Below are 21,476 nucleotides of genomic sequence, written 5' to 3'. Positions count from 1 at the left end.
TATTCTTTGCGAACGTTGCGTTAAAAAAGAATATATGACATTTAGAGATTGAAACGCAGAGGACGCTAGGATAACATAATATTGTTATTATTATTTGTTCGCAAGGGTACTTCGTTTAGTAAAGAACCATCATTTCTGAGTAAAACGCCTTTGCGATCGTATTCAACAATACATATTAATCTTTGTGAACGTTGCGTTTAAGATGAGTCTAATTTATGCAGTTTCTTTTTAAGCTTCTGGCTTCCATCTTCCAGCCTATTCCAGCCTCTCCTTTAATATTTTGCTTTTAATCCTGCTGAGATGCACCGTTGTAATGCCTAAATAGGAGGCTATATAATGCTGGGGAACTCTTTTGATAATCTCGGGTTTTTGCTTAACCAGATTCAGATATCGTTGCTGCGGAGTGTCTTTAATGAATGAAAAGAAATGTTTCATATAATCGAATACCCTTTCAAAAAGAGCATCCATAAACAGGTTTCTGAGCTCTGGATTTTCATAGACTTCTTCCAGGAAAGCTTCTACATCAGGTTTTTTGATCTTATATAAAATACAGGGCTCTATGGTCTCAAATGACACCATACTTGGTAAGCCTTTTTTGAAGCTTTCAAGGGAAGAAAACATTGTATTTTCAAGAAAAAACTGGAATGTTACGTCTTTTCCGTCATTATTATACCATGCTCTCACCATCCCTTTTTCAATATAATAGGCATTGTAGGAAACCTCATCTTCTTTTAAAAGTAAGGTTTTGGCGGGAACTTCCATACGTTCGAAGCTGCCCAGGAATTTTCTCCATTTTTCTTTAGGGAAGGGAAACCTTTTTTTGATATGCTCAAACATGCCTGATATAAAAAAGAACGGACAATGTGCCCGTTCTTTTTCTATTTTTTTAGATTAAACTCTTAATTTTAGCAATGATATCATCACCCAACTGATCAGCTTCTTCCTGAGAATGAGCTTCAGTATAAATTCTGATAATCGGCTCTGTGTTGGATTTTCTAAGATGAACCCAGTTGTTTTCAAAATCTATTTTAACACCATCTACAGTAGAAACGTCTTCATTCTGATATTCCTGCTCCATTTTGCTTAAAATAGCATCTACATCAATCTCCGGAGTCAGTTCTATTTTCTTTTTACCCATGAAATAGCTTGGATATCCTGCTCTAAGTTCAGAAACAGTCTTATTTTCTTTAGCTAAATGCGTTAAGAATAGTGCAACTCCTACTAAAGAGTCTCTTCCGTAATGTAAATCAGGATAGATAATTCCTCCGTTTCCTTCTCCTCCGATGACAGCATTTTTCTCTTTCATCAAAGTCACTACGTTTACTTCTCCCACAGCACTGGCAAAGTATTCTGAATCATGCGAACGCGCTACATCTCTCAAAGCACGGCTGGAAGAAAGATTGGAAATAGCTGCTCCTTTTTTGTGTTTCAACAGATAATCTGCAACAGCAACCAATGTATACTCTTCACCAAACATTTCTCCCTTTTCATCAATCAGGGCTAATCTGTCTACATCCGGATCTACTACAACTCCTACGTCTGCATTTTCTCTTTTCATCAATTCACAGATGTCTCCCAAATGTTCTTTCAAAGGCTCAGGATTGTGTGGGAAATGCCCTGTAGGCTCACAGTATAATTTGATGGTTTCGCAACCTAGTTTATCCAAAAGCATAGGAATGGCAATACCTCCTGTAGAGTTTACGGCATCCAGGGCTACTTTAAAGTTTTTAGCTTTGATTGCTTCTACATCTACCATTGGTAAATCCAGGATCTGCTGGATATGGATATCAAAAGCATCATCTCTTGTTTCATATTTTCCAAGATCATCCACTTCTGCATAGTTGAAGTCTTCACTCTCTGCTAAAGCGAGTACTTCAGCCCCGTTTTCTCCAGTGATGAATTCTCCTTTTTCGTTCAATAATTTAAGGGCATTCCACTGTTTTGGGTTGTGGGAAGCGGTAAGGATGATTCCTCCGTCTGCATTCAGCTCAGGAACCATTATTTCAACTGTTGGTGTTGTAGAAAGGCCAAGATCTACTACATTAATTCCCAATCCCTGCAATGTAGCAGTAACCAAAGAAGAAACCATCTGACCAGAAATTCTGGCATCTCTTCCGATGATAAGGGTAAGATCTTTTTTGTTTTTATTATTCTGAAGCCAGGTTCCGAATGCGGAAGCGAACTTTACTACATCCAGCGGTGTTAAGTTATCATTTACTTTACCGCCAATGGTTCCGCGAATTCCGGAAATAGATTTTATTAATGACATGATGTTTTTACTTTTATTTTGTTCTTTCTAAATTTTCCAACGCAAAGATACTTAAAAGACCTTTCAACTTATAAAACGGGAATCTTTTTTTGGATTTTATCATAGGTATTTTTCACAACTTTCGGTGGTGCAAAACGATACCCTATATATAACAGTCCATAGAGGTTATTATTTTCTACGGTCTGATTATTTTTCTGATCATAGGCATAGGTCTTAAAATTCATTTTACCTCCGAATAAAAACCGGTCTGTATTATACCCGATGTGAAGCCCGCCCTGCATTCTTATGGTGGCATACTGGGCATTTTCTTTGGTTCCTCCATTCTGAAAATCACGGTAGCTGGAGAACTTCCCTCCGACCCCAATAGCCAGATAAGGTGAGATATTAACATTCTTACCAATGACCCAATTATAGAAATATCCTATATTTCCGCCGATATTATATTGGGTCTCTTTGCTTTTTATACCATAAATTTTATTTCTGAAAATAGTAAGGTCATAGTCTACAAAAGGAACCCAGCTTCCGCTGCTTTTATACTGCCATTCTCCCTGTGTATAGATACTTCTTGCTGAAAAATTTTTATTGAGAATATAGGAGGTGGATCCACCAAAGGTTTGAACCCTTAAATCCGGAAACTGAATGTATGGATCTCTTCCTTCCTGCCATTCGGGGGACAGGTCTTTCATATTTTCAACATAGAACCCGCTTACATTTTTATAATAAATATTCTGGATAAATCTTCCGGGGAATAATCTGAAACTCAAATCGGTATAAGAGCTCTTTCCTTTCATTTCATCATCATTATTACCCTCTAAAAATCTGGGTGCAAATGATACGGTCGCACTTATAATTCTATAATCGACTGAAAATGATGTTTTCGTTTTATTGTTGATTGACAGGTCCATTTCGAACGCATTCTTGCCTTCTCCTGTTGAAAAAACATAGTTTTCGATATTAGTATCAAGATTCACACGGATCATTACCTGGTCTGCATAAGACTTGGTATTTGCGGTATCCGACTGTGCTTTTACCTGAAAGACTGATAAAGAAAATAGTACAAGTAATCCTGTCTTTAAAAAATTCAAACCGAATAATTTACGTTAGAAAAATGAAATTACTACATTTTTTTCAATTATCCGATGAACCCAGTATTAAGAACAGCCACAATCTTTATCACAGTTGGTTCTTTTGGAGCTGAATTTCTTAGGGGCAAAGTTCTTTTTAAGTACTTTAAATAGAGAGTAACAGGCAAATGCTACAATTAATAAGATAAGTACGTATTGAAAAATTAATGATGAGTCCATTACTTTAAAATCTGATATACTATCATCGACACAAAATATGCCAAACCTGTCATCATGACTACCTGAAAGCCGGTCCATTTCCAGCTTTTGGTTTCTCTGTAGACTACTGCAAGTGTAGAAACACACTGCATTGCAAATGCATAGAAAAGAAGAACTGAGATTCCGGTTGCAAAGCTGAAGACTTTTTCTCCGTTGGGTTTTACATCTCTCCTCATTTTATCAATCACTTTTACTTCCGGAGCATCATCTTCCAAACTGTAAAGGGTAGACATTGTCCCTACGAACACTTCTCTCGCCACAAAACTGGTAAGAATTCCAACTCCCATTTTCCAGTCGTAGCCCAGTGGAGCAATAACAGGCTCTATTCCTTTACCCATTTTGGCAAGGTAAGAATGGTCAAGATGAACGTCTGTTGCTACCAATTCATCTGTTTTCTGACTTGGTCCGAAATAGCTCAGGAACCAGATGATAACACTTACAATAAAAATGATTTTTCCTGCTCCTGTAACGAAGTCCCATACTTTCCCTAAAACCATTTTAAAGTCGTAGCCAAAAAGTGGTTTTTTATAGGCCGGAAGGTCCATTACCAGGTATGTTTTTCCTTTACTTTTAATAAATCTTTTTAGGATTGCTGCTGACAATAAAGCGACCAAGAAACCTAGTAGATACATCCCCATCAGAACCAGCGCTTTATATTTTATTCCTAAAAATGATCCTTCTGAGATGATCAGACCGATAATAATACTGTACACCGGAAGTCTTGCAGAGCATGTCATAAATGGTGTTACCAATATCGTCAGCAATCTTTCTTTTACATTTTCAATGTTTCTGGTAGAGATTACCGCAGGAATAGCGCAGGCCGTTCCCGATACAAGCGGAACAATACTTTTTCCGTTAAGTCCGAAAGGACGAAGTAATCTGTCCATCAGAAATACAACTCTTGCCATATATCCTGAGTCTTCCAACAGATAAAGAAAATACAGCAAAATTCCAATCTGTGGTGCAAAAACGACAATTCCTCCGATTCCCGGAACGATTCCGTTTGAAATCAGCGAATTAATTGGTCCTTCAGGAAGGTGTTCGTTTGTAAATGCTGCCAGCCAAGAGAAGGACTCTTCAATCCAGTTCATAGGAAATTCTGCAAGGAAGAAAACGCTTTGGAAAATAATCAGTAAGATCACTAAAAAGACGACATAACCCCAGAATTTATGTACTAAAACTTTATCCAGTCTTTCAGTTAATAATTCTTTGAATTGGGCTTTTTTAGAAATTACATCAGCCAGTATTTTGTCTACGTTCTGATATCTTCTAACGGTTTCCTGAACCTGCAACCTTTTTGGAACCAGGCTTTTAGAATCGGATTCATTCAGTTGTTCCATTACAGAGCTTATTCTGCCGAGGTCTGTCCCAAGTGAAAGGCTCATCCAGGCTTTGTATTCATTATCGAAACCTTTATGTGCTGCCAGTTTCTGAATAAAATCTCTATGTTCGTTTGGTGTTTCAAAAGAAACCTGATCTGTTTTTACAAACTCATTGTTGTAAACAGCTTCTCTTACTTCCTCAATCCCGATCTGCTCTTTGGCATTGGTCTGGATAATTTTAATGCCTAATGCTTCGGAAAATTTTTGAATATCAATAGTGATTCCTCTTCTTTCTGCCTGATCAATCTGATTGACAATCAGAATCATTGGAATCCCAAGGTCCTGAATCTGCTGAAACAGAAGCAGTCCTCTTTTTAAACTTAATGCTTCAAGAATATAAACAACTCCTGCGTAGTTTTTCTGCTTGTCAATAAGGTATTTGGAAAAAATAGCTTCATCTTCTGAACTCGGGTATACGCTGTAAGAACCTGGAAGATCAATTACTTCCACTTCTTCATTTTTATAAGTATAGTTCCCCGAATGGCTAGCAACGGTAACGCCGGCATAGTTTCCGGTCTTCTGCTTTTTGTTGCAAAGCGTATTGAAAACCGTTGACTTTCCTACATTAGGATTTCCGACTAAAAGTATCTGTTTTTTCTTGTTTTCCTGCATTAATTCAATTCTTCAACAATGATGTAATCTCCTTCTTCCTCACGAAGAGCAATCCGGCTTTTTTCTGCTCCAAACTCCACATACATTGGCCCGTTGAACGGAGCCTGATACAAAATTCTGAAAGTGGTTTCCGGAAGAAGCCCCATTTCAATGATTTTATTGGGCATTTTCAGATGGTCATTATCATACCCCAATATCTTCCCCATTTTGTTTTTAGGGAATCCACTTAATTTATGTAATCCTTTCTCTTTCAAAGCCTAATTTTTAGTCCTGCAAATATACGTTATTTAAATTTAATCTAAATAACGTTTAGGGATAAAAGAAATCAACCCAAACACATTGCTGTATCTGGGTTGATTCAAAATATAATTTAGTTGATATGAAGTCTTATTTTTTCTTCTTGTCAGAAGCTTGTTCTTTTTCTATTGGGTTATCATTGGATCCGAAGAAATCCTTTACCTGTTTTTCCAATCTCTTCATGAAATCTCCTACTGTTCCATCTGTTCCCGGCATAGGTCTGCTCATATTCTCTGCCGTCATATAAGGTCTTGATTCTGCAAACGGATCAGCTTTATATCCTTCGTAGGATTTCAGGAATTTATCTTTGGATGTAGGTGTTATTGTATTGCTCATCATTCCCATCTTAGCATTGATCTTATCTGCATATGACAATTCATCATAGTTTTCGATCTTTTTATTTCCGCTCAACTGCCAGGAATAGTTTTTATCAGCGTCTTCAATTTTTACAATCAGACCTGGAAGTCCTTTAAATTTATAAGGTCCATCCTGAAAAGGGATATCTGAACTGAACCATGCCGTCCATTTTCTTCCTCCGAATTCTGTAGTTGCTTTCTGAGCATTGTATGCACCCACCTTTTCTTTATCAGGTAAAATACTCCACTGCAGTTTCGGCTCGTCATCGTATGAAAATAGGTTTCTGCTGATTCTGTCTACATACTGAACCTTCATGTCCGGATAGCTTTTGATAATTTTATAGGAGAATTTAGGCCATTTTATCAGTTTGGTCATATCCTTGAAAGACTTGGTTTTCTCCATTTCTTCTATCTGAATTTTAATGATAGAATCCTGAGCAGGCATTGTATAATCCTGATAGATTGATTTCTTTGGAGTAATATCAAGGATGGTAATGATCTTATCAAGTTTTGCCGAATCTTTCTTCGGTTTAAAAGTCAGTTCATAAAAGAAACGGTTTGCAGTTTCCTTTGATTCCTGAGCTCCTGCAAATGCAAAAAGAGCAATAAGAAATATAGAGAATAACTTTTTCATTATAACAAGTTTTATATAATTAGTAATCACATGTCTTCTTTTGTTACAGTTTTTTTGAAATTTTATTTTTTAGGAAAAGATTTATCTCCTCCGGATTACGTGGTGATTAAAAAATTATGAATCTCTTAAAACAGTTTCATTTTTTAAACGCTTACCTTTAAGTTTCTAAAAAACAAAATATTATGGACACGTTATCTCAATTAAAATCCGAACTGGAAGGAGAATTCCAAACCACAAAAAAGTTTATTGAATTGTTTCCCGAAGGAAAAAATGACTTCGCTCCCCATGAAAAAAGCATGAAAATGATGCCTCTTGCCACCCATCTCGTAGAAGTTTTTGAATGGCCGAACACTATTTTGAAAACTTCTGAACTGGATTTTGGTAAAGGCGATTACAAACCGACAATTCTTTCTACAAAAGATGATCTTATGAAAAAACTGGAAGAAGATTATCAGGCAGGTAAAGCGGCATTGGAAAATAGTACGGAGGACGATCTGAACCCCAGCTGGACGATTAAAAATGACGGCCATGAACTGGCAAGCTGGAGTAAATACGGAGCGATACGACATGCATTAAATCAGATTACGCATCACAGAGCACAATTGGGAGTATATTACAGACTGAACAACATTCCTTTGCCAGGAAGCTATGGGCCTTCAGCAGACCAGCAAAGTTTTTAATTTTAATACATCAGTATATCTCAACAAAAAACCAATCCTGATGGATTGGTTTTTATTTTATTTAAAGTTGAATTTTACAGTAAACATGACTTGGCTAGGGCGGAGTTGATATCTTGTATATGTAATATTTGTGGTATTAATATCATAGGTTTCGAAAACTTTTTTATTCGCGATATTCATCCATTTCAATTCAAAATCAATTTTCTTTTTAGTCCAAGTGAACTGATATGATACATCGTAGAATCCATTATGATATTTTTGACCTGCCGCATTTGTATTTACCTGATCCCAATTGAATCCCACAGTATGACTTTCCATAGGATAGAAGAAAACCCCTAGGTTATGGGTAAATCCTGTTCTGGTAGCATTTGAGTTTAATTCTCCAACACTTGTTTGTTTTGTTCTGGTAAGACTTGCATTATAATCAACGCTCATCCAACTGAAATAGGTATTATTGAATTTAATACCAAATGACTGGCCATTATTTTTATTAGTATAGGATTTATCATTCAAAAATGCATCAGATTCTGTCGTATTGTTGCTATAACTAAGAGATGCGTTTGTTTTAAATTTTGGAAAATATTTTCCAACTTCTACACTATATCCATTACTCAATACATGATTATCCTGCTCTTTATATTTCATTATGGTATATCCGGCTCCATTGATCTCCGGATTTGAAATTAAGTTTCTCTTTGCATCAGAATATCTGTAATTAACATTGAAGAACAGATTATTCAATGGGTTTCTATATTCTATTCTTGTTCCTGCAGATTTATTGTTATTCTGAGGAATTGGGTTTTTAACATCCATTGCTCTAATTCCCTCAGGTGACGTCATTAAGAATCCTGAATATGCTGTATTTATTTCTCCAAAATTATTATTAATATTAGCATTTACGGATGCTTTCCAGAATGAAGCAAAAGAATATTGTGCAAAAATATTAGGTTCAAACGTTACTTTATTTACCGATTTTGAAACGAGTCTTAATGGATCTTCCGCTTTAATATTGTTTGAGTTTACCGGAAGATTGGCATAGATCATCCATGATTCATTTTTATAATTTATCCCTAAACTTCCGTATGGTGTAGCTATGGTGTAATTTAAATCATTGCTATATGCCTCTGGTTTGGGATCTTTATCAGGATTGGCAGATGGAATTGCTTTCACGTTTGACAAATCTGACACCATACCTGTGCTTTTAAAATTAAATCCAACTTCAGGAGTAAATGTCCATCCTTTAGCAGAAAAACCAATATTGGCAGAGTGATTAGCTTCAAAAGTCTTAAGTCTTAAACTCTGTGTTGCAAATTCTGTATTAGCTACCGGTTCAAATCCAGGGATATCCAGATAAGATGATGGAGAAACTTGCAAAGTCTGTCTGTCCGTTTGGTAGCTTACATAGGATAAAAGATTTACCATTTTTTCTTTCCAAGGAATAATTGTACTTAGTGAGTTCTGGAATGATGTTGTAGGAGATTCAACACCCTCATTAGCATTTCTCAGTATTCCACTTTTCAGATCTGTTCTGTCAACAATTCCCCTGTCTGCATTCCAATATTGAGAGAAACTTGTGGTATTTTTAAAAAATCCTTTTTTTGCATTCTTTGTAAATATTAATTCTCCTTTTGCTTTATCTGTATAAAAATTATTCAGGATTTTTATACTATTGGAAGTTCCTCCAAAATAATCCTTTTGACTATAGGATTCTCTTTCTACAGCATTGTTGGTATAGTTTGCGTTGGCTTTAAGTTCCCACTCCTTTTTCTTATCAATATTGGTAAGATAATTGGCTGATAAATAATGAACATTATTCATCAGATATCTTTTCACTGGAAGATTAGGGGTATCTGCATTTTCTACATTCAACCAGTCATTTTGTGAAGCATTGATTCTTTTTCCTTCAAATCTATTTCCAAACGCCAGAATATTCCCTTCGTTTTCCACCTGCTCACCCATATTATTGGTTTTATAATTGACTACCCATTGGCTTTTCTGTCCAAAGAACATAGGGGTCAGTTTTACATTCCAAAGCCATGGATCTCCGAATCCTGTTCCTACTTCCCCTCTACCAGTCATGGTTACGGAGTTTTTCAGTTTGATATTGATGGCTGCCTGATCTGAAGGCACTTTGTCCTGAAGTATTTTTACCGGCTGGTGGTTCTCCAGAACTTCCACTTTCTGTACTGCATCTTTCGGAAGTGAATTGTTGATGGTACCATAACCACCTTCCATAAGATCTTTTCCATTGACATAGAATTTATTAATGGCATTTCCCTGATAAAGAATTGTTCCGTCATTATTGACTTCAATTCCCGGGATTTTTTTCATTACATCTGCCAGGGTTCTGTCATTCTTGCTGTTGAAAGCTTTAAGATCGTAAGAAATGGTATCTCCTCTTGCGGTAATCATTTTTGTTTTCAGCTGTACTTCCTTTATTTCCGTAGCTTCAGACTGCATTTTAAAGCTCAGAGTCTGATCGCTGTTGCTGATTTGCTTAGTAAGGGGTTTCTGATTGAACGCTTTCACTTTAAGATCCACATTGGGTTCTGCGGATGTGAAAGTTACTTTATATTCTCCTTTAGAGTTGGTAATTCCGTAAGCCAGAATTGCATCTTTACCTGGTTCTTCTATAGTCACACTGGCACTTGGTATTGCTACCCCGTCATCATCAGTAATCTTTCCTGTAACTGTCTTCTGTGCAAAAGTGAGCACCGTAAAGAAAAGCATCAGAAATAAAGAAATATTTTTTTTCATACCTATTATTTGCTCAATTAGTTAATCATTGTAGTTTTTTGTTACACTTTTATAAAGATGACTTTTGTTATTAAAAGTTAAATCCTTTATCACTACAAACATAGTTATAATTTTGTTTTTTACAAGTCTCAAAAAACTAATTGTAATTTCTTTTAAATTATTAACAATAATTAACAAAACAATTTTCGCTTTTTTTATGTTTTAACAGAAACATTATAGATAAACTATATCAAAACTCTATTTTAATTTACCTCATAATATTTGTTTTAAAATTTACAATTTTATGATTTGTTAAAAAAAAGAATCTATTAAATAAATATTTCATATTAATCAATAATAAAACTGTCTCCAAAATTTAGCTTATTTTAGATCATTGATACAATATATCGTCATTTTAAGTCTTTTTTTACAACAAAAAGAGGGATCTAATCAATTAATAAAAAAAATAGTATTTTTAACTATTCCAAATAGTAAAATCTGATTTGAATCATAGATTAAAAAAAAATTAAAGACAAGGATCGTTAACATTTATTTAATAATTTTGTCATATAAATTTACTAAAATGGGAATTATTTTAAAGCCTATAGATATTGTAGATGACATTTCTAAAGAGGAATTCTACGAAAAATATCTGAAGCCAAGAAGGCCCGTTGTCATCAAAAATATGGCAAAAAAGTGGCCAGCTTACCAAAAATGGACGATGGAATACATGAAGGAGGTTGTAGGAGATGTAGAGGTTCCTTTATACGACAGCTCAAAGGCAGATCCTTCTGCTCCCATCAATTCTTCTGCCGCAAAAATGAAATTTGGAGATTATATAGATCTCATTCAGCGAGAGCCTACCGATCTGAGAATATTCCTTTTTGACCCCATAAAATACGCACCAAATCTTTTGGAAGATTATATTTCGCCCAAAGAACTCATGGGAGGGTTTCTTGATAAATATCCCAATATGTTCTTCGGTGGAAAAGGATCTGAAACATTCCTTCATTTTGATATTGATATGGCGCATATTTTCCATACTCACTTCAACGGAAGAAAACATATTCTTCTTTTCGATTATAAATGGAGAGAAAGACTCTATCAGATACCGTATGCAACCTATGCATTAGAAGACTATGATATTGAAAATCCAGACCTCACAAAGTTTCCGGCACTGGATGGCGTAGAAGGAATTGAATGTTTCCTGGAACACGGAGATACTTTATTCATGCCTACAGGATGGTGGCATTGGATGAAATACCTTGATGGAAGTTTCTCTATTTCTTTAAGAGCATGGGACAAATCATGGGCAGTAAAAGCTCATTCTTTATGGAATCTTACCGTACAACGTAAATTTGACGATGTTATGAAGTCTCAGTTTAAAAGTAAATACATGGACTGGAAAGAAAAGCTTGCTATTGAAAGGGCAGAAATCGCTTTAAAAAGAGGCTTACCAAGATAAATAAAAAGACGTTTCAATTGAAACGTCTTTTTGATTCTATTATAAAAATGTTATTTTTTAATAATTTTATAGCCTTTCTCAGTCTCTTTATCTTTAACCTTTACTATATAATTTCCTGCAGCCAATTCGCTTACATTTACAGTTCCGTTTTCTGAGTTCATCATTTCTTTTTTCACCAGCTTACCACTAAAATCATAGATATTGATTTCAGACATCTTCGTTTTATTTTTGATATATAACATATCTTTTACCGGATTCGGATAGACAGATGCGCGGCTGTTATCTGCTTTCACATCAGAAACCGACAGACTGTTTGCAGAAACCTGGAAATCATCTATCCCGATAAACCAGATATCTTCTGTAGTGGAATAGAAAGCAATATAGATTGTTTGTCCAACATAAGGGGTCAGATCATAAGTATATTGATTCCATGAAGTAGGAGGCTTTACTGCAGCAGCGAGCGTATTGGTAAGCCCAGCGATGGTGGGTGTTGTTGTTGATATTTTTATATCTACCGTCTCAGCAAGTCCGGCACCTCTGTTTCTTGCCCAGAAAGTAAGCTTATCTGATACTCCGGCAGTCACTACTATAGCAGGACTAATGACATAATCATCATGGGCAGTACTGCCATATTCCAATCCCAGAAAATGAGTTCCGGAATGAGGAGCATTGAATGAGGAATCATAAGAATCCCAGGTTTCCCAGGTTCCCGGATCGCCTCCATTAATGACGGTCCAATCGGCAGGCATTGTTGCCGAATCAAAACTTTGAGAATATTGTGCCAGCAGACCTATTGGTACAAAGCACAGCAATGTTACGAATTGATAAATTTGTTTCATAGTGTTTATTTTTCATACTAATTTAATAAAAAATAAACAAATTGATTAGCAAATAATCACGAAAACCCAAAAATAACCCAGACTTTTATGAAAACCCTTTACAACACCTTATAAACAGGATATTGTCTGAAAGTCTTTTCTTCAAAATAAGGGGAATGTCTGTACACCCAATCCAGTTGTGCTTCTCCATCTTCAGACAGTTTTTTATCGGATGCTTTCGCTGTTTCAAAGGCCTCTTTCAGTTTTTTATCTTTTTTCAGCAGTTCAGCGGCGGTATCTTCAAAAATATAGGCGGAATAGTATTCTTTCTGAGCTAGAATCCCATCGAAGAAATTCCAGTTGAAAAATGAGTCTAATGCCTCAGGTTCAAGTGTTTCTATGATGTATTTCACACCAGGCTGATTGGTAGAAACCAGGTAATCTCCGGCAGAAAACATCAGATTTTTATTGAATTTGTCTACTGTGGTTTCAAAATGCAGATAGTGACCTTCATAGGGGTTTTTAACTGTTTTAAAATCTTTGATTTTATAGGATTCCACCGCTAAAATACTGTCTTTCCGAATCGGTTTCATCTGAATATTATTTCTTTTAAATTCCTCAATAACGCGGTATTGCGACTGTGGAATCACATAATATTTTGGAATGGTAATATATCCTGTTGGAACCGCAGTAGTAAATAGCTTTATATTCTTTGTAAAAGGTTTGTTTCTATCATAATAAAGCCTTGGCTTGCCGGAAACTTCACTGGGTTTATATTTCCCTTCAAAGCCTTTAAAATCCATGGTAGAAAACCTGGTGGAATCTATTTTCCAACGGATTCCATATTGTTTTCCAGCCTGGTATTGTTTTAAATTTTCAATGCGGAGCTGTTTTATTTTGTGGTACTCTTTATCTAAATTCTGCAGGTTGACCAACATATATTTGTAAGTAGCATCTACTCTTTTGTCATAAGGTTTTAACATATGGGTTTCAGGGACAGTTCCTAAGGAGTTGAAAAGAGAAGTATACCCTGTGGAATATCTTGGAGAGTCTTCAAATGAAGCAAATCCTACTTCAGGAACATCACCATGAATATTGACGTAAGGCGTACTTTCATACCCCAGTTTTTTCATATCCTCAAGATTTTTAGCCTGATAATCGTTATAGAAATAAGCTCCAAGTGTGTTTCCCAGGCGTTCTTTAAAGGTTGAAATATAGGTGAATGTATATTGATAATCTGCTCCGTTGCTGACATGATTATCTATAAAAACATCTGGTTTTAACCATTGATAGATTTCCTGAAAGCTTCTGGCATTTTTGGAATCCGCTTTAATAAAGTCCCTGTTCAGGTCATAATTCCTTGCATTTCCTCTGAAACCATATTGCTCCGGACCATTCTGATTGGCCCTGGAATAAGCCCCTCTGTTCAGCATTCCACTCACATTGTATGCGGAAATAGCGACAATGATAAAATTCTGTGGAGTTTTGATCTTTTGGGTAGCAAGATCTCTCATCAGCATCATAGTTGCATCTATTCCGTCCGGTTCTCCGGGGTGAATACCATTGTTAACGAAGAGAACGGCTTTATCTTTTCTTAATTTTTCAACGCTTTTTTCCGGAAAAGGATTATAAACCACCACATAAATTGGTTTTCCGTTATCATCTTCTCCTTTTTTAAGGTACTGAATGGTATTGAAGTTTTTAGCCAGATCCTGATAATAGTTATTCATTTCATCGTAGGTAACAGTTTGGTTGCCATTCCCTTTTTCAAATGGGGTCTGAAATGATTTTTGGGCAAAAAATAAGGTAGAACTCAGGGTGAATAAAAGATATTTCAGTTTCATTGAAGTCATATTTTTCAGACTTTAAAAGTAGCCATCTTTTATGAAAAAGCAGATATATGAAACTCCAAAATTGTTTTTAAAAATAAAACCCTCACCAGTTTTAAAAACAAGTAAGGGTTATTTAAATTTATTAATTTCTTCCTTTTTCATTTGGGTATAAAGAGGGAAGCGGATCGCTTTGCCAGAATTCTTTAGAATCAATATCCATAATTGATAAAGCTCCGGTATAGGCTGCTCCGGTGTCCATATTCCAAATATTAGCTTTGTTGGCCGGCGTTGTAATCCCAATATCAAGAGTGGGTGTATGCCCGATAAATATTTCTTTGTATAAAAGCAGTCTTTTGGGATACAGCTCTGAATTCTTTTCCAGTTTTTTATCCATTGCTACGGCTGTTTCCCAAAGGGTTCTGTCCCATCGGTAATTGCTGGAATAAACTTCTTTTTCAGGGCCGTGCATCGAAGCATATCCCGCATGAATAAACAAGCGGCTCTGATTGTCAATATGATAGCTTTTCATTCTTTGAAAGAGTTCCAGATGAATATCCAGATCTTCCGGGAGATAATCTGCGTAGCTTTCCACTGTACTTTTTCCGCCATTGAAAAGCCATACATCGGGGCTTTGTCCCAAAGCTAACCAATCTTCACACCAGGCATCATGATTTCCTTTGATGAATATACATTCCTGCTTTTTGGAAAGTTCCATTAAAAATTTAATAATTTCAGAAGATTCGCTCCATCCGTCCACATAATCACCGAGGAAGATAAGCTGATCATCCGTTGTGACTTTAGCTCTCTCAAGAACCTGTTGTAATGCTTTAAATCCTCCGTGAATGTCTCCTATTACTAATGTTCTTTTCATTTTACTTCGAAATATATTTTGCATCTACAAAATCTGTCAGCCAAACTCCATTTGCAGACTGGTAGAAAGATAATCCTTCCTGATGCATGGTTCCTGTTCTGATGGTAAGAATCACAGGTTTGCCGTGTCTCATCCCGACCTTTGCAGCAGTCTCTTTATCAGCACTTAAGTGTACATGCTGGCGGGTTCTTTTTTCAATTCCTTTTTCTAAAATGGAAGTGATATTGGCTTCTGCAGTTCCGTGATAAAGAAATTCAGGGGGTTGTTTGGTTTCCAAAGCCAGATCTATATCAATAGAATGACCCTGATTTGCTCTGATCTTGGTTTTATCTTCGTTAAAAGCAAAACGTTTTTTATTGTTGGTTACTACTACCTCATCTAATTCTTCGGGACTAAAATATATTTTTCTTTTGGCTGATTTCGCTCTCAGCTCTTCTACATTTGCCCAGCCGTTTTCATCCAGCGTAAGTCCAATACTTTCCGGCTGATGCCGTAAGATCAGGCTTAAAAATTTACTTATTTTTTTCTTTTCTATTTCGTTCATGGTTTGTGTTTAATTCATTAATTTTTGGTTTAACTTCTCGCATAATGCTTCAATATCTTCCTTTCTCACCAGCTCTGCAATCCATTCTTCCGGAATATTTTCAAATCCATAATAAATTCCGGCAATTCCTCCAGTGATAGCTCCTGTTGTATCTGTGTCTTCGCCCAGGTTGACTGCTTTCAAAACTGCTTCTGCATAGCTTTCTGAGTTTAAAAAACACCATAATGAAGCTTCAAGGCTGTGAAGGACATATCCGCCACTTTTGATTTCATCTTCGGGATATCCGGAAATATTATTTTTTAAAACTCTATTAAAAAGTTCAATTTCTTTTGGGTTAAAACCCTGTTCTTCAGCATATTTCAACGCTGATTTTTGTGTATAGGTATATGCTTCTGTTTTGTCCTTACCTTTTAATAATTCGATCGCAAAAAGTACATAGACGAAACAAGCAAAAACAGAACGGAAATGACCATGAGTTATTGCTGAAACTTCTTTTACCGTAAGATAAAGTTGTTGAATTTCATTTTCCTTTTCAAGATAAAAAGCAAGAGGAAGAATTCTCATCAGAGAGCCATTTCCGTTGTCTTCTTCAAAAATATTTCCTGAAAACCTGGCACTTTCACCTTTAATTAATCTCGCCAAGGCATGTCTTGTTGTTCCTCCTATATCGAAAAGTCTTCCGTGGGCAGTCCAGTGACCATATTTGTTCCATTTTACAAAGCTTTGCCCGATCTTTTCCAGATCATATCCCTTGGTAAGTTCTTCAGCAAGACAAAGTGTGAGAGAGCTGTCATCACTCCAGGTTCCTTTGGATTGATTCCAGGACATGTATTCCAGCATTTTTGTTACTGGAAAACGTTTTAAATCTTCTCTTTTTTTAAATTCTACAGGAACACCAAGAGCGTCTCCAATGCAAACGCCCATGATTCCTGCTTTTACTTTATTTTCCATCAGGCAAGATTTACCAGTTTATCAAATAAGAGCTTCATGCCTTGGGTTGCTGTTTCTTTCATTACAACTGCTCTCTGTCCGTACCCAAATCCTGTTTCATTAGGGTTGATTACGATTAAAAGACAATCATCTTTGATATCATGAATCAGTCCGGCAGCCGGATACACCTGTAAAGACGTTCCAATTACCAGTAAAATATCTGATTCTTTTACAATTTCTCTTGCGGTCTGATACAAAGGGACATCTTCTCCGAACCAAACGATAAAAGGTCTTAATTGAGCTCCATCTTCTGCTTTATCACCGATTTTGATATCCTCTTTTTGGTCATAAATCAGACTTTTATTGTTGCATGAGCATGATTTGAACAATTCTCCGTGAATATGAAAGATATTGGTAGATCCTGCTCTTTCGTGAAGGTCATCAATATTCTGGGTAATGATCTGAACATCGAAATGTTTTTCCAGTTCTGCTAATAATTGATGCGCTTCGTTCGGCTGTACTTCATGCAGCTGACGTCTTCTTTGGTTATAAAACTCCAGCACTAAAGCCCTGTCTTTTCTCCATCCTTCCGGACTTGCCACATCTGTTACATTATGATTTTCCCAAAGACCGTCTCCGTCTCTGAAGGTTTTTATTCCGCTTTCGGCACTGATTCCTGCGCCGCTTAATATGGTTAGTTTTTTCATTGGTTTACTCTAATAGTTTTTTGTAAATCATTTCATTTTCATCATCAAAACAAACAAAAATAACTTTCTCAATGACATCTGACTTAAATTTTCTGACCTCATCTATTGCAATTTTTCCTGCCAGTTCTTTTGGGAATCTGTATACTCCTGTACTGATGTTTGGAAAAGCAATTGTTTTTACACCAAGGCTTTCTGCTAATTTCAAGGAATTATGATAACAGTTTGCCAGAAGCTTTGATTCTTTTTCTTCATTACCATTCCAAACCGGACCTACCGTATGAATAACATAGTTTGCAGGGAGATTTCCCGCATTTGTTACTACAGCTTCACCAGTATTACATTTACCTTGTCTGTTTCTGATCGCTCTGCATTCTTCCAAGATCTGTGGCCCTCCTGCTCGATGAATAGCTCCATCCACTCCGCCTCCACCAAGTAAGGATGAATTGGCAGCATTGACAATCGCACCAACTTGGATCTTTGTGAGGTCTCCTTTTATTAATTCAATTTTCATTATATTTCTTCAAACGGTTTCAGCATTTCTTCTTTCTTTGTAAGCACCGCAAAAACGACTCTCTTAAATTTATTTTTATATTTACCCTGAAGATGTGTTTTAAATAATCCTGCAATTTCCTTCGGGTCGTTTCTGAACACTCCGCAGCCCCATGCCCCTAAAATTAAAACTTCATTTCCTTCATGTAAAGCCAGCGAAAGCATTTTATCCATTCTGACATCCATGGCAGGGAGAATTTCATTTTTTCTTTCCGGTTCCTGACGTTTTACCACCCCTGCATTGACTGCCGGAGAGGTGATGAAATTACACAGAACAGGTTTGGGAAGCAATTCTCCTTTATCTTTTCTGAAAACCGGAACTTTCGGGCTGTAAATCATTGTATCAGTATAAAAACAGGATTCCATCGCTCGGTGAATCATATAATAGTCCCAGGCCTGAAGCAGACTTTCATACAATCCGGAAGTTCTTGCGAGACTTTCTTCCTGTGCTTCAGCTCCGTTGATAAATCCTCCTCCGGGATTTTTTGCTGAAGCAAAGTTCAGACACATCATTTTTTCCTGATTTTCTTCTTCAGCTAATTGTAAAATTGCTTTTAAAGAACTGCAGTTTCTTGTTTCAAACTGCGTTTCAAAACCGGTTTCCGGCATTGGGGATTCTATCATTTCTGAAAGCTGTTCCGGGGTGAAAAGAGTGGTTTCTTTTTTACTGATTTCCAGCTCGTGTTCTATATTTATTTTTTCGCTATGTTCGTTGATATAATATTTTTTAGCAAGGATATCCAGGGTATCTTTTGCCATTCCTTTATTTGTCATCGTTAGTTTTTTTTATGTTAAGCATCAGTTCTTCCAGTTCAGTATTTCCGGCATTCTTAAAATCATCTCCTATAAATACTTTGGTGACTTTGATATCTCCTATAATTGCTTCATTAAAGCTGTTCAGCTCTTCCGAAGGAACCCATAATTCATTGTGGTTCATGGCTCCTACATTCTGTGCGGGATATTGATCTGCCACTTCTTCCAACACTTCAAACCGGGTTACAAAGCCCAGATAGTTTCCCGCTTCGTCTCTGGTGTTCCATTTTTCAGCAATCTCAGAAGCATATTCTTCATTAAGAACAGGATAAAAAATGGGCTGCCAATCCAGTCTGGGAGGAAATTTTTTAAACCCACTTTCTATAATCAATATCATTTCTTTTTCTCCTATTGGTCTGTATAATGTTGTTGTTTTCATGTCATTTCTTTTAATTATTTATTATACTGTGGCCCCAATTCTATGGGCCAGTTCATTTGATAAGGGATAATTCTTTTCTACAGGCAGCAGTTTTTTTGCCTTATCGAATTCCCCTGATTGAGTAAAGTTCAAAATCTTCTTAACCAAAGGGGTATAATCCTCTATTTTCACAATCCATTCTTCATTGAATTCCTCAATCAGCGATCTGCTGATCCCAACCTGGATGGAACGGTAATTAAGTTTTGTTCCCTTAATATTCCTTTCAGGATCCCATTGCACATAAATTTCAGCATTTTCAAAGTCTTTTTCCCAATTTCGGGGATCAGGATAGACTCTTTTTTCTGGCGAAGTAAGTATTGCTTTGCTTAAAGCTTTCTCCCAGGCCTCTCTTTTGATGTGAATTGCCAGCGTACATTCCTGATTGGATTTCTGTCCATAATTACTGCGTTCCATCATCCAAAGAAAAGAAGGCTTTATCCAGGTCATTCTGTTGAATGAAAACGGTGCCATAAACTTCTGATTCTCTACGGCTGCTTTTGCAATTGTTTTATTATAAGCCTGGTATACCACCAGAGTGTCATTTTTATAATCTGCTCTTATTTCAAATTCTTTCATCGTTGTTAATCTATTAAAAATCATACACATACACCTCTACATTCTTTGCAAGCAGTGTTCTTTTAATAATAGGTTCTATTTCTTCCCATTTTCCTCCCGCCAAGCCACATCCTATCCGTGGCATATGAACACTTGCATTGTACTGCAAAGCTTCATCAGCGAGTTTCAACAAACATTCTTCCACTGCATCGTATCTGATAGGTTGAACTTCTGAATGAGTAATGATTTTATGCTGAGCAATCATATTGCAGACCCAGATATCTCCTTCTGCCTGAACAATCTGGATTTCCCCTAAGTTAAATTTTTCTTTGTTTTTAAACCAATCACGGTATTCTTGCTCAGGTTGCTTCCATCTTTTGGAAATAGCAGTTACAAAACCTTTTCCCCAGCCTCCGATATCATTACAGATATGAGTGATAATTTTTATTCCTTTTGCCTGTGGTGCTGTAGCATCTCCTTTTAAATATTGTATCGTTTTCATGGTTATTTACTTTTATTCATTATCAATACCCTGGTTCTGACTCGTATAAAATTAATACTTGTATCTGCAAAATTTATAAAATCTGCTTAAAATCTTTTGAATACGGAGAATATGATCCGTAGATCGCATCAAATTCTACATCGATATTTTCTACCTTAAATTTCTCATCAATCTGATCCAGGCATGTAATAACAAGATTCTTTTTAACCGGAAATACATACGCTGCATCCAGTTTCAAGGCATAATTCAACAGGTTATAATCTATTTCTCCTGTTCTTAACTCCTTCTGATATTCATTAAATGTACAGGTTTCTTCTTCATTATTTTTCAGATCCATTTCTTTTTCATTGCTCATCCAGCCGTTTCCGTGACGGGTTGAATAGCTTCTGGTGACATAATACATTTCAATGTCTTCAATTTTTAAAAGCTTACAGATTTCGTATGCATTTTTTGAAGTGGTATGAGCATAGGTCACATTGGGGAAAACGCCATGATCCATATCGAGTAAAATACCCTGGCTGCCTTCAAAAATAAGGTGTCTGAACGAAGCCAGCCAGGTATAATCATTTATTTTCCAATCAATCCTGTCAATAGCTTTCAAAAAAGGATGTAAAAGTTCATTAACTTCTTTTTCATCTGCAAAACCATAATAATAGGCGATCCCTTTCAGTTTTTCCAATAACATTTCTCTGGGCGCAATCAGGTCTATGGCAAACAGTTTATAAGGACTTTCGTATCTTTTCATGGTTGCTCCTACTCCTTTTCCACAGGTTCCGTGTTCCAGATTTCTTGCATTGGTTCTGTTCTGCCATACATCAAAAGGAGTGGTTACCTTTGCCAATGGATGAATATGCAGCTCAATATTTCCGTTCTTTATTTTTAATTCTTCTCTTTCATTGAGTAGAAAAACCGGATGAATAGTGCAATGTTCCGTAAAGTAAGAAGGTAAACCGCGAAGAGATCCGCTTGCAAAGCTTGAATGCACATGTTTTCTATCATCAATCATCACGGTATGAGCAGCCTGTTGCCCTCCTGAAAACCGGATTACAACAGCCTCCGTATTCTGAGAAGCCAGAAAATCTGCAGTGATCCCTTTTCCTTCATCACCAAAACCAAGTCCTATTATTATTTGCGCCTTTTTCATGTCCTTTTATTTTTTGAAA

21 protein-coding genes are annotated in these 21,476 nt (G+C 36.3%); 2 read left to right on the top strand and 19 right to left on the bottom strand.

Going from position 1 to position 21,476, the window contains the following annotated elements; genetic code table 11:
* Positions 1-255: 255 nt before the first annotated feature.
* From ACTJIP_RS17365 to ACTJIP_RS17340, 6 genes are all read right to left on the bottom strand, one after another.
* Complete coding sequence (locus tag ACTJIP_RS17365) at positions 256-837, bottom strand: Crp/Fnr family transcriptional regulator (RefSeq protein WP_426481304.1); 582 nt, start codon at positions 835-837, stop codon at positions 256-258.
* Positions 838-886: 49 nt separating this feature from the next.
* A complete protein-coding gene (gene glmM / locus ACTJIP_RS17360; RefSeq protein ID WP_180564849.1) occupies positions 887-2,269 on the bottom strand; it encodes a phosphoglucosamine mutase in 1,383 nt (460 codons plus the stop codon).
* Positions 2,270-2,337: 68 nt separating this feature from the next.
* Positions 2,338-3,354, bottom strand: a complete 1,017-nt coding sequence (locus tag ACTJIP_RS17355) for a DUF4421 family protein (RefSeq protein ID WP_180564850.1) — start codon at positions 3,352-3,354, stop codon at positions 2,338-2,340.
* A 218-nt stretch (positions 3,355-3,572) separates the two neighbouring features.
* Entirely contained in the window at positions 3,573-5,606 is a 2,034-nt protein-coding gene (feoB, locus tag ACTJIP_RS17350; RefSeq protein WP_440704877.1) for a ferrous iron transport protein B, read from the bottom strand.
* Complete coding sequence (locus ACTJIP_RS17345) at positions 5,606-5,860, bottom strand: FeoA family protein (protein ID WP_034693968.1); 255 nt, start codon at positions 5,858-5,860, stop codon at positions 5,606-5,608. Before ACTJIP_RS17345 ends, feoB begins: the two co-directional genes overlap by 1 nt.
* A gap of 133 nt (positions 5,861-5,993) precedes the next feature.
* The gene (locus tag ACTJIP_RS17340) at positions 5,994-6,893 is read right to left on the bottom strand and encodes a GLPGLI family protein (protein ID WP_047380020.1); all 900 of its coding nucleotides are present in this window, start codon (positions 6,891-6,893) and stop codon (positions 5,994-5,996) included.
* Between the two features lie 182 nt (positions 6,894-7,075).
* On the opposite strand from ACTJIP_RS17340, the gene ACTJIP_RS17335 reads away from it, so the two are divergent.
* Positions 7,076-7,573, top strand: coding sequence for a DinB family protein (locus ACTJIP_RS17335; protein WP_077413194.1), 498 nt, complete (start codon positions 7,076-7,078; stop codon positions 7,571-7,573).
* Positions 7,574-7,630: 57 nt separating this feature from the next.
* Here the strand turns inward: ACTJIP_RS17335 and ACTJIP_RS17330 are convergent, their stop codons facing one another.
* Positions 7,631-10,330, bottom strand: a complete 2,700-nt coding sequence (locus ACTJIP_RS17330) for a Plug and carboxypeptidase regulatory-like domain-containing protein (protein ID WP_077413195.1) — start codon at positions 10,328-10,330, stop codon at positions 7,631-7,633.
* A 562-nt stretch (positions 10,331-10,892) separates the two neighbouring features.
* Between ACTJIP_RS17330 and ACTJIP_RS17325 the strand changes: the two genes are divergently transcribed.
* Positions 10,893-11,774 carry a cupin-like domain-containing protein gene (locus tag ACTJIP_RS17325; RefSeq protein WP_047377953.1) on the top strand — a complete coding sequence of 294 codons (882 nt, stop codon included), beginning with the start codon at positions 10,893-10,895 and terminating at the stop codon, positions 11,772-11,774.
* Positions 11,775-11,824: 50 nt separating this feature from the next.
* On the opposite strand, the gene ACTJIP_RS17320 is transcribed toward ACTJIP_RS17325, so the two are convergent.
* The 12 genes from ACTJIP_RS17320 to ACTJIP_RS17265 all read right to left on the bottom strand — a co-directional run bounded on the left by ACTJIP_RS17320 (position 11,825) and on the right by ACTJIP_RS17265 (position 21,457).
* Entirely contained in the window at positions 11,825-12,613 is a 789-nt protein-coding gene (locus ACTJIP_RS17320; protein WP_077413196.1) for a T9SS-dependent choice-of-anchor J family protein, read from the bottom strand.
* Between the two features lie 98 nt (positions 12,614-12,711).
* Complete coding sequence (locus ACTJIP_RS17315) at positions 12,712-14,436, bottom strand: hypothetical protein (RefSeq protein WP_440704876.1); 1,725 nt, start codon at positions 14,434-14,436, stop codon at positions 12,712-12,714.
* Between the two features lie 130 nt (positions 14,437-14,566).
* Complete coding sequence (locus tag ACTJIP_RS17310) at positions 14,567-15,295, bottom strand: metallophosphoesterase family protein (RefSeq protein ID WP_440704875.1); 729 nt, start codon at positions 15,293-15,295, stop codon at positions 14,567-14,569.
* Position 15,296: 1 nt separating this feature from the next.
* Positions 15,297-15,839, bottom strand: a complete 543-nt coding sequence (locus ACTJIP_RS17305) for an RNA 2'-phosphotransferase (protein WP_428168384.1) — start codon at positions 15,837-15,839, stop codon at positions 15,297-15,299.
* Between the two features lie 9 nt (positions 15,840-15,848).
* Positions 15,849-16,790 (bottom strand): ADP-ribosylglycohydrolase family protein, encoded by a 942-nt coding sequence (locus ACTJIP_RS17300; RefSeq protein WP_428168385.1) that lies wholly within the window; start codon positions 16,788-16,790, stop codon positions 15,849-15,851.
* Positions 16,790-17,476: an SIR2 family NAD-dependent protein deacylase gene (locus ACTJIP_RS17295; protein ID WP_077413200.1), complete on the bottom strand. Its 687-nt coding sequence runs from the start codon at positions 17,474-17,476 to the stop codon at positions 16,790-16,792. The genes ACTJIP_RS17300 and ACTJIP_RS17295 overlap by 1 nt, the downstream gene beginning before the upstream one ends.
* A gap of 4 nt (positions 17,477-17,480) precedes the next feature.
* On the bottom strand, positions 17,481-17,987 hold the full coding sequence (locus ACTJIP_RS17290; protein WP_180564856.1) for an O-acetyl-ADP-ribose deacetylase: 507 nt from the start codon (positions 17,985-17,987) through the stop codon (positions 17,481-17,483).
* Positions 17,987-18,799, bottom strand: coding sequence for a TIGR02452 family protein (locus ACTJIP_RS17285; RefSeq protein ID WP_180564857.1), 813 nt, complete (start codon positions 18,797-18,799; stop codon positions 17,987-17,989). The genes ACTJIP_RS17290 and ACTJIP_RS17285 overlap by 1 nt, the downstream gene beginning before the upstream one ends.
* Positions 18,789-19,217, bottom strand: coding sequence for an ADP-ribosylation/crystallin J1 (locus ACTJIP_RS17280; protein WP_180564858.1), 429 nt, complete (start codon positions 19,215-19,217; stop codon positions 18,789-18,791). The genes ACTJIP_RS17285 and ACTJIP_RS17280 overlap by 11 nt, the downstream gene beginning before the upstream one ends.
* Positions 19,218-19,238: 21 nt before the next feature.
* Positions 19,239-19,832 carry a DUF4291 domain-containing protein gene (locus tag ACTJIP_RS17275; protein WP_440704874.1) on the bottom strand — a complete coding sequence of 198 codons (594 nt, stop codon included), beginning with the start codon at positions 19,830-19,832 and terminating at the stop codon, positions 19,239-19,241.
* Positions 19,833-19,845: 13 nt separating this feature from the next.
* Positions 19,846-20,313, bottom strand: coding sequence for a macro domain-containing protein (locus ACTJIP_RS17270; protein ID WP_428168388.1), 468 nt, complete (start codon positions 20,311-20,313; stop codon positions 19,846-19,848).
* 73 nt (positions 20,314-20,386) lie between these two features.
* On the bottom strand, positions 20,387-21,457 hold the full coding sequence (locus ACTJIP_RS17265) for an adenylosuccinate synthetase (RefSeq protein ID WP_428168389.1): 1,071 nt from the start codon (positions 21,455-21,457) through the stop codon (positions 20,387-20,389).
* Positions 21,458-21,476 lie beyond the last annotated feature (19 nt).

The sequence above is a fragment of the Chryseobacterium sp. 22543 genome (assembly GCF_052044565.1).
Lineage (GTDB): Bacteria > Bacteroidota > Bacteroidia > Flavobacteriales > Weeksellaceae > Chryseobacterium.
Note: the sequence above shows the minus strand (reverse complement) of the source record. Positions and strands in the feature narration are given on the sequence as shown.